The following is an 886-nucleotide window of genomic DNA, read 5'->3' on the forward strand; positions in this document are numbered from 1 at the left end:
AACAACAACAACTATGGAACAAAAAATCGAATTTATTTGTGAATGGCGTACAGGAAAATATACCATCACAGAATTATGCAGAAGCTTTGAAAGCTCTAGGCCTACTGCTTATAAGTTAATAAGCAGGTTTGAAAAACAAGGCTTTGAGGGCTTAAAAAAACAATCTAGAGCACCTTCAAATCATCCCAACGCAACTAAAGAAAACATCATTAAAAGTATTCTAAATCTAAAAACAGAATACAAACTTTGGGGTGCTAAAAAAATTAGAGAATTATTGTTTAAAGAATATGCAAGACAACAAATCCCTTCAGTGGTTACTGTTCATAATATTCTAAAGAAAAACGGTTTAGTATGTCCTCAAAAAAGAATGAGAAGAGTAAAACCAACACACCCTATTTTCGATCCTAAATCATGTAATGAAGTATGGAGTGCTGACTATAAAGGCAAGTTTCTAATGGGTAATAAAATTTATTGTCACCCATTAACAATTGCGGACTCTAAAAGTCGATTTCTTTTTACTGCCAAAGGGCATTATAAAGAAAACCTGAAGGCCGCAAAAGCAGAATTTAAAAGGGTTTTTAGAATATATGGCATACCTAAACAATTGCACACCGATAATGGGAGCCCCTTTGGTTCTGTAAGGGCTATTCAAAGATTTACGCAACTCTCTTATTGGTTTATTGAACTAGGAATTACACCTGTTTTCTCTGACCCTGGACAGCCACAACAAAATGGCAGACATGAACGTATGCATCGTGATTTAAAGGCTGCTTGTGCTAAACCTGCGGCTTATGATTTAAAAGCACAACAAAGACGTTTAAATCACTTTGTAAAACAATATAATAACATAAGACCACACGAAGCTTTAGACATGAAAACACCTGCT

At 34.8% G+C, this 886-nt stretch carries 1 protein-coding gene; it reads left to right on the forward strand.

The window, feature by feature from the left end:
• Positions 1-13: 13 nt before the first annotated feature.
• Positions 14-886: integrase core domain-containing protein (locus Q0856_RS17995; protein WP_298507223.1), on the forward strand; the 873-nt coding region annotated here is incomplete at its 3' end.

The sequence above is a fragment of the uncultured Maribacter sp. genome (assembly GCF_947496775.1).
GTDB lineage: Bacteria > Bacteroidota > Bacteroidia > Flavobacteriales > Flavobacteriaceae > Maribacter_B.